Below are 6,945 nucleotides of genomic sequence, written 5' to 3' on the forward strand. Positions count from 1 at the left end.
AAAATTGTGAAGATATATTTCAAGCTTCTGGAAAATTCAAAAATTTAATATTTTTATTAGGCTAATCAAAATGTGTTTATTATAATTATATTCAAAATACGTGGTCATCCATATATAATACCTGCATGAAAAAAATATTACAATAATTCTGATATTTAACAATAAATAAATTCATGTTTTAGCCATGGTTTCAATTGCTTTTCTTTCCTCTCTTCCACGGGAAAATGATAGAATTGCACCGATCAAGGTTATCACCATTGAAACGTATAATGAATAATGTATTCCTACCATGAAGGATAATGATACACCACCAACAAGCTTGCCAACCCCTGCAAACACCTCAAACGCAACACTTCTGGGTACACTTAAGCTTGCTATGGATATTGATATCACAAAGCTGCCAAGCATACCTATATTGGCTAAGGTTCGTAAAAATCCAGATGACATGCCGTAAAGCTCCTTAGGCGAATTTGCCATTACTGCACTGTTATTTGCAGGATAAAACATTGATGAACCAGTGCCTGTAATTGCAGATGCAATTAGTATTATATAAAGTGAGGAATTTACAGTTAATGTTGTATAAATTAGAATGGACACAGCCATCATTAGAAGTCCTACAGTTGCCGGTATTCTTGAGCCTATCCGATCTGCAAGCTTTCCGAAATATGGTCCCAAAACGCTGCCTATTAAATATCCGGGGAGCAATAATAATGCGCTGTCAAACGGTGTTAACCCGCGTATCCCCTGCAGGTACATTATAATTATAAAAACAACAGCCAGAAATCCCAAACTCTGGAAAAATGATGCAAACAATGAATATGACAAAATCTTAATTCTAAATACCTTTAATGGCAATAAAGGCTTTTTAACCCTTGTTTCTATATATACCATGAACATTACCATAACTATGCCAATACCGATTAAAACCATATTAAATGTTCTTATTCCATATGTTGATATATCCACTGCGGCATATGATATAAGTATTAAGGCAGAACCAAGGGATGCCATTCCAGGAAGATCGAGCTTATTACTTACAGGTTCACTCCTGTTAATGTATTTAATTCCATAATATATGGCAAATATTCCTATCGGGACATTTATATAAAATATATATCTCCAACCAATAAAAGTTGTGATTATTCCACCAAGAACAATTCCAAGCATTGCACCTGCATTATATCCAACTGATGTATATCCATAAACCCTGCCACGTTTATTCGGCTGAAAGTTATCCGCTATAATTGCCCCACTGTTTGACTGCACCATGGAAGTTCCAATTCCCTGTATTAGCCTAAAGGATATTAGTTCATAAATATTTGCTGATGCTCCGCATAGTGCAGAACCTATAGTAAATATAGAAATTCCCAAAATAAAAATATTTTTTCTTGCAATAATGTCCCCAAGCCTTCCAAGCTGTGTTGTTCCAACTGCAATTACAAGTAAATAAATTAAAATAATCCATATTGAGGCTGATAACTCTGTTTTTAAATTATCGGTTATTGTTGGAAGTGCAAGCAGTACAATTGTGGAATCCACTGCCCCCATAAGAACTGCAAGTAGAAGTGAAATAATCAGCCGGGAATATTTATCCATAATTAAAAAATATATTATAGTATTAAAATATTTAGTAATAAACAGATATGATAAAGTTCTAAGATTATTTTAGAATATATTTTCTAAGTTTTTCCCTGTTTTTAGAATTTATAAAATTATTTTTAAACAGCAGCAGATACTAAAAGATGACGTTATAATTTTTATAAAAAATTTATATAATATTTAATATTATATAATTATGGAAGCCACAGAGGGAAAAATAGAGGTTAAAATGGAAGATGATATAGAAATTATAAATATTGAAAATGAGGGAAAAAGGAATGCCTTATCAAAAAATGTATTAATTTTGCTTTACAATGAATTAAATAATGTTTCAAAGAATAAAAATATAAAAGTTATAATAATAAGATCAAATGGTCCTGTTTTCAGTTCTGGACACGATTTAAATGAAATACTTGCCGATACGGGAGAAGTTATGGACTTATTTAATGTATGTGGAAATATGATGAAGTTAATAAGGAAAATACCGCAAATAGTTATTGCATCTGTCCAGGGCATTGCAACGGCTGCAGGATGTCAGCTTGTTGCGGCATGTGATCTCGCAATATGTTCTGAATCTGCAAAATTTGCAACCCCAGGTATACAGGAGGGTTTATTCTGCAGCACCCCATCTGTTTATACAACGAGAAACATACCTTTAAAAAAAGCCACAGAGCTATTATTCACCGCCAATTATTTAAGTTCTGAAGAGGCTTTAATGTATGGTTTGGTAAATAGAATAGCAAAGGATGAGGATTTATATAAGGAAACAATAAAATTTGCAAAGGAAATAACAAGGTTTGATTTTAATGTAATAGCACTTGGAAAAAATGAACTGTACAAACAGCTAGAAATGAGTACAGAAAATGCCTTGGATTTTGCAACAAATGTAATAGTTTATAACAGTACAATGAAAGAAGCGAAAGAGGGAATTAACAATTTTTTACATAGGAGGAAAAAAGAGAATCATATTTAAATAATTAAAATGGTAAATTATGCCGCTGCGAATATTATAATATTAATATGCATAAGCAATAAAATTAAATGTTGAAAAAAATAGATACATGTAAGAATTCATTTCAGTACACTACAAAATTATAATGATTGCAGAATATTAGAGCGTTAAAAAATAGGTCAATCAAAATAATAAAGTGAAATTTATTCTGGAAGGAACGCGTTAATGGCATCCACAAGGCTGTTCATTTCCATAAGCGCCTGTGAACCATACATTAAGGTTGTTATATATCCCACTTCCATTAGCTCCTTCCTGGTTGCACCGGCCTTAATTGCATTGTTAACATGATAAGATATGCACCATTCACATCTTGCTGCCATGCCGAGTGATAATGCAATAAATTCTTTTGTTTTTTGATCCAGTACACTGTTATCCATTGTTGCTGACATAAAACCAAAGAAGGCATTCTGGAATTTTGAATTATCCTTTCCGGTCTCTGCCATTATTCTGTTAACCTCATTTAATTTTTGTTTTGCATCCATAATAACTCATTACTGCATTTAAATAAAAGATAATAATGTTGCTATTTGTGCATTTTTTGCACCTTATTTAATCCTAAGGCAGTAAAACCTCTGCCTTGTGTCGGAAAGGCATGTTGTGATATCTATCAGCCCATATTTATTAAGCGATTTGACGGAATAAAGGATGGTTCTTCTTGAAAGACCTGTTAGTTCCATAAGCTGGCACAATCTGGCAACCTTAATTTCCTCAAGAATTTTATATATCAATTTCGCTGATGGAGATAGTTCCGTAATAATGCCAGATTCCATACAACAAAATTTTAATTTCAATTAATTATATTTTGTAGTTAACTTATTGACAAATTTATATTAATAAAATTTGGTGACTTTAGAAATTATTATATCTGTTTCTGTAATATCAAAAGAATGGTAAATAGGATAAAGGTTGTGAATGACGTTGGGGAACTGGTAACAATATTCCATGCAGCTGATACCGACGTTAAGAGAAAACTTTTACTTGATTTATCCACCGGATGGATTACAATGCCTCAAATAGATGAAAAATATGGCGTTGAGGGAAAAAAGGCACTGCTTTACCTTGATAAGATTAAAATGGTGGAAAGTCAATGGATAACTGGTGATAAGGGTCCAGAAAAAGCGTATCATACATATTATACCAATATACAGATAAATTTGATAGGTTCCATGCCAGATCTGGCTGATATAATATATGCAACAACATTAACCGAGAAGGAGCTTGAGGATTATGAAAATAAAATCAAGGCAATGATGGTTGATGGAGGGGTCTTTATCGGAACAGCCTCTGAAAATCTTAACATATCACAAACACTATTAAAGGGAATAATAAACAGATCCAGTGTTTTATATCTCAAGGGATACAGAATAGAAATGGAAAATAATGTTTAAAAATGAATTTAATTTATGCCTGTTTTATGTGAATTCAGATATGGAAATTATATTGGATATTTATAGAGTGTGATATAAATGGAATCAGAACATCACGGTTCTATTACAGTACTTAGGATAGGGCACAGGCCATTCAGGGATAAAAGGATAACAACCCATGTATCCCTGGTTGCAAGGGCATTTGGTGCAGATAGAATAGTAATAGATGAAAAGGATGAACTCCTTGAGGAAAACATCAACAATGTTGTTTCAAGATTCGGTGGGGATTTTAAAATAAATTCTGGTGTTAACTGGAAAAAATATTTTAGAGATTTTAATGGGATTAGGTTAAATCTATCAATGTATGGTATTAATGTTGATGACAAAATAGAGGAGATAAGGGAAAAAACAAAAAACAGGGATATGATAGTTCTTGTTGGTGCAGAAAAAGTACCAATTGATGCATATTTAATTGCAGATTATAATATTGCCATAGCAAATCAGCCACATAGTGAGGTATCGGCCCTTGCCATCTTCCTTGACAGGTATTTTAACGGTAAGGAACTGCACAAGAATTTCAATGGAAAGCTTAATATTGTACCAATGGAACATGGTAAAATGGTAAAATATATACCAGATGAAAAGGAGGCTCTTCAGATCCTGTATGATAATAACGCCAGTGATAGGATAATAAGGCACGTAAAGAAGGTTTATGAACTTGCCATGGCCATATCAGGGTATACAAATGCAGACAGACGCCTTGTTGCAGCAGGATCATTACTTCATGACATAGGCAGAACAAAAACTAATGGTATCGACCATGCAGTTGTTGGTGCACAGATTTTAAGGGATAAGAATATAGATGATAGAATTATTAACATTGTTGAACACCACACAGGTGCCGGGATTACCGCAGCAGAGGCTAAAAATCTGGGAATTCCAGAAAAGGATTACATTCCTGAAACTATTGAAGAAAAGATTGTGGCACAGGCAGATAATCTTGTTGCCGGTGACAGAATTATAAGCCTTGATAGGGTAATTCAAAATTATCATGAAAAGGGACTTTATGAAGCTGCCGAAAGAATAAAAATGCTTAATGATGAGCTATCAAAAATATGTGGAAGGGACATAGATGAAATTGCACGTGATGTTGATGATGCTGAAAAACAATAGTCTTAATTATTCACTGGCACTGTATTGAATTCCATTTATTTTTATCCTTCCATAAATATAACCTGATAGACCTGCCAGATTCCTTAAAAAATATATCGGGTTAATAATATTTTTTATTTCACTAAAATATTCCGCCCTTATATTTTTATGTTTGAATGAAAGCTGTGCCCTTCCATAACCATTCCAGTATGCCTGATTTATAAACCCTAGAAGGGTATCCCTGGCCTTATTATAAACAATACATTCCCTGCAGAATGCCCATCTTGCACCAGATTCAACCGCCCGTATATTTAAGTCAATATCCTCTGCAGTAATAAAACTCTGGTCGAAACCCCCCATCTTTAAAAAAAAATCCCTTGAATAGGTTAAATTTGCTGATGGGTGTGTAACCTCTATACCGTTATGATAAATTTTTAACCTTTCAGTACGGTACCATTTATTTCCGGAAGTGATTATGGCACCTGCAATTACATCGTATTTATATTTATACTTTCTAATATTTTTAATCCAGTCTGGAGATGCTGTGGCATCGGCATCTATAAATGATACGTAATCATACCTTGCAGATTCAACACCTATATTTCTTCCACCGCCTCTTGAGGACCTGGCCTCTATTAATTTTATATTCTCAATTTTTTTTTCGTAGCTTCTTATTATATCTGCTGTGGAATCAATGCTATTAGAGTCAACAACAATTATTTCATAGGGTCTTTCCTGAATTATAAGTGAGTCCAGCAGGGCCCCTATGTTTTTTTCCTCGTTCAGGGTTGTAATTACTATAGATATTCCGTCCATGATATAAATTACCAGTCCATTCTCTGTGTTTCCCTTTCCTTCTTAGTATTTTTCTTGTACTCTTTATAATGTGCCTTGCATAAATGGTATTTTGTTTTATCCTCCTTAAATGAAAAAACCTTTCTGGCAAGGTCTGCAGGAACTGTCTGAAAGCTCTTTTCATTACAACCAGCAACATCACATATTTTTTCCATAAGGTATGATTTAAATAATATTTATAATGTTTCCTTTTTTTCAATGTTAATATATGAAAGCGCACCCCTTTTATGCAGAATTTCCGCAAATGTTTTGTTCAGGTATAAAATATCATTTTTATGCAGGTAATAATCACCATCAGGCTGGGCTATTGGGGGCAGATTTTCAAGTATTCTAACCAGTAGCAATTCATCCTTATTGCTTTTATTAACAACCGGGTTTTCAATTTTTTTGGCCTCTTCAATATTGTTTATGCCTTGTACCGGTTCCTCCTCATCAATAATTTCTTCCTCAGGTTTTTCTGTTTCTGGCTCCCTGAACCTTTTTACATCTGCAAAATCTCGATAATAATCTCTGAGTTTTAATGATATTTCATTTATAATATTTTTTTCCTCCGGTGTCATGTTTTCTGTTATATCATCAGTAATGTCATAAACGGAATACCTTGCAATTTTCTCAAATCTAACCTGGAAAAATGCCTTGAAATTTTTCTTTAAATCATCTATTAATTTCGTTATCTCCATATATTTTTTAATGTCTGTATCCGCCAGAACTGAGTTTTTTTCATCCTCAAGCTCCAAAAGAATTTCATGTATATCCTTATAAAAATTTGGATTGATTTTATTTAATTTTTTCATTTTTCTCTCAGAGAAGAGGTTTGATTTTAATTCCTCAAGTATTTTATCATATTTGCTTATATTAATCATAACACTTAGTGTAATTATATTCTATTAAAATATTTACTGATTTTTATTTTATATAATTCTCATGGCATTATTCAAGAAAGAAATCTTTTTTATAGAA

The 6,945-nt window shown here is 32.8% G+C and carries 9 protein-coding genes; 3 read left to right on the plus strand and 6 right to left on the minus strand.

Annotation, left to right across the window (positions count from 1 at the left end; translation table 11 throughout):
* Nucleotides 1–171 precede the first annotated feature (171 nt).
* On the minus strand, nucleotides 172–1,596 hold the full coding sequence (locus tag QXW15_RS07645; protein WP_342790280.1) for an MFS transporter: 1,425 nt from the start codon (nucleotides 1,594–1,596) through the stop codon (nucleotides 172–174).
* A gap of 199 nt (nucleotides 1,597–1,795) precedes the next feature.
* On the opposite strand from QXW15_RS07645, the gene QXW15_RS07650 reads away from it, so the two are divergent.
* Nucleotides 1,796–2,572, plus strand: a complete 777-nt coding sequence (locus QXW15_RS07650) for an enoyl-CoA hydratase-related protein (RefSeq protein WP_342790282.1) — start codon at nucleotides 1,796–1,798, stop codon at nucleotides 2,570–2,572.
* Nucleotides 2,573–2,754: 182 nt separating this feature from the next.
* Here QXW15_RS07650 and QXW15_RS07655 read toward each other — a convergent pair whose 3' ends face one another.
* Both QXW15_RS07655 and QXW15_RS07660 read right to left on the minus strand, forming a co-directional pair.
* Nucleotides 2,755–3,093 (minus strand): carboxymuconolactone decarboxylase family protein, encoded by a 339-nt coding sequence (locus QXW15_RS07655; RefSeq protein WP_048100817.1) that lies wholly within the window; start codon nucleotides 3,091–3,093, stop codon nucleotides 2,755–2,757.
* A gap of 63 nt (nucleotides 3,094–3,156) precedes the next feature.
* On the minus strand, nucleotides 3,157–3,381 hold the full coding sequence (locus QXW15_RS07660) for a hypothetical protein (protein WP_048100816.1): 225 nt from the start codon (nucleotides 3,379–3,381) through the stop codon (nucleotides 3,157–3,159).
* A gap of 117 nt (nucleotides 3,382–3,498) precedes the next feature.
* Between QXW15_RS07660 and QXW15_RS07665 the strand changes: the two genes are divergently transcribed.
* Nucleotides 3,499–3,999, plus strand: coding sequence for an ArsR family transcriptional regulator (locus QXW15_RS07665; protein WP_048100815.1), 501 nt, complete (start codon nucleotides 3,499–3,501; stop codon nucleotides 3,997–3,999).
* 78 nt (nucleotides 4,000–4,077) lie between these two features.
* Nucleotides 4,078–5,151 (plus strand): tRNA (cytidine(56)-2'-O)-methyltransferase, encoded by a 1,074-nt coding sequence (locus QXW15_RS07670; RefSeq protein ID WP_342790287.1) that lies wholly within the window; start codon nucleotides 4,078–4,080, stop codon nucleotides 5,149–5,151.
* A gap of 6 nt (nucleotides 5,152–5,157) precedes the next feature.
* On the opposite strand, the gene QXW15_RS07675 is transcribed toward QXW15_RS07670, so the two are convergent.
* The 3 genes from QXW15_RS07675 to QXW15_RS07685 are packed head-to-tail and all read right to left on the minus strand — an operon-like array spanning nucleotide 5,158 to nucleotide 6,848.
* Complete coding sequence (locus tag QXW15_RS07675) at nucleotides 5,158–5,946, minus strand: glycosyltransferase (protein WP_287950497.1); 789 nt, start codon at nucleotides 5,944–5,946, stop codon at nucleotides 5,158–5,160.
* An 8-nt stretch (nucleotides 5,947–5,954) separates the two neighbouring features.
* On the minus strand, nucleotides 5,955–6,140 hold the full coding sequence (locus QXW15_RS07680; RefSeq protein WP_048100812.1) for a hypothetical protein: 186 nt from the start codon (nucleotides 6,138–6,140) through the stop codon (nucleotides 5,955–5,957).
* 21 nt (nucleotides 6,141–6,161) lie between these two features.
* Nucleotides 6,162–6,848, minus strand: a complete 687-nt coding sequence (locus QXW15_RS07685) for a hypothetical protein (RefSeq protein ID WP_342790291.1) — start codon at nucleotides 6,846–6,848, stop codon at nucleotides 6,162–6,164.
* Nucleotides 6,849–6,945: the final 97 nt, after the last annotated feature.

This window comes from Acidiplasma sp. (assembly GCF_038728925.1).
Classification (GTDB): domain Archaea; phylum Thermoplasmatota; class Thermoplasmata; order Thermoplasmatales; family Thermoplasmataceae; genus Acidiplasma; species Acidiplasma aeolicum.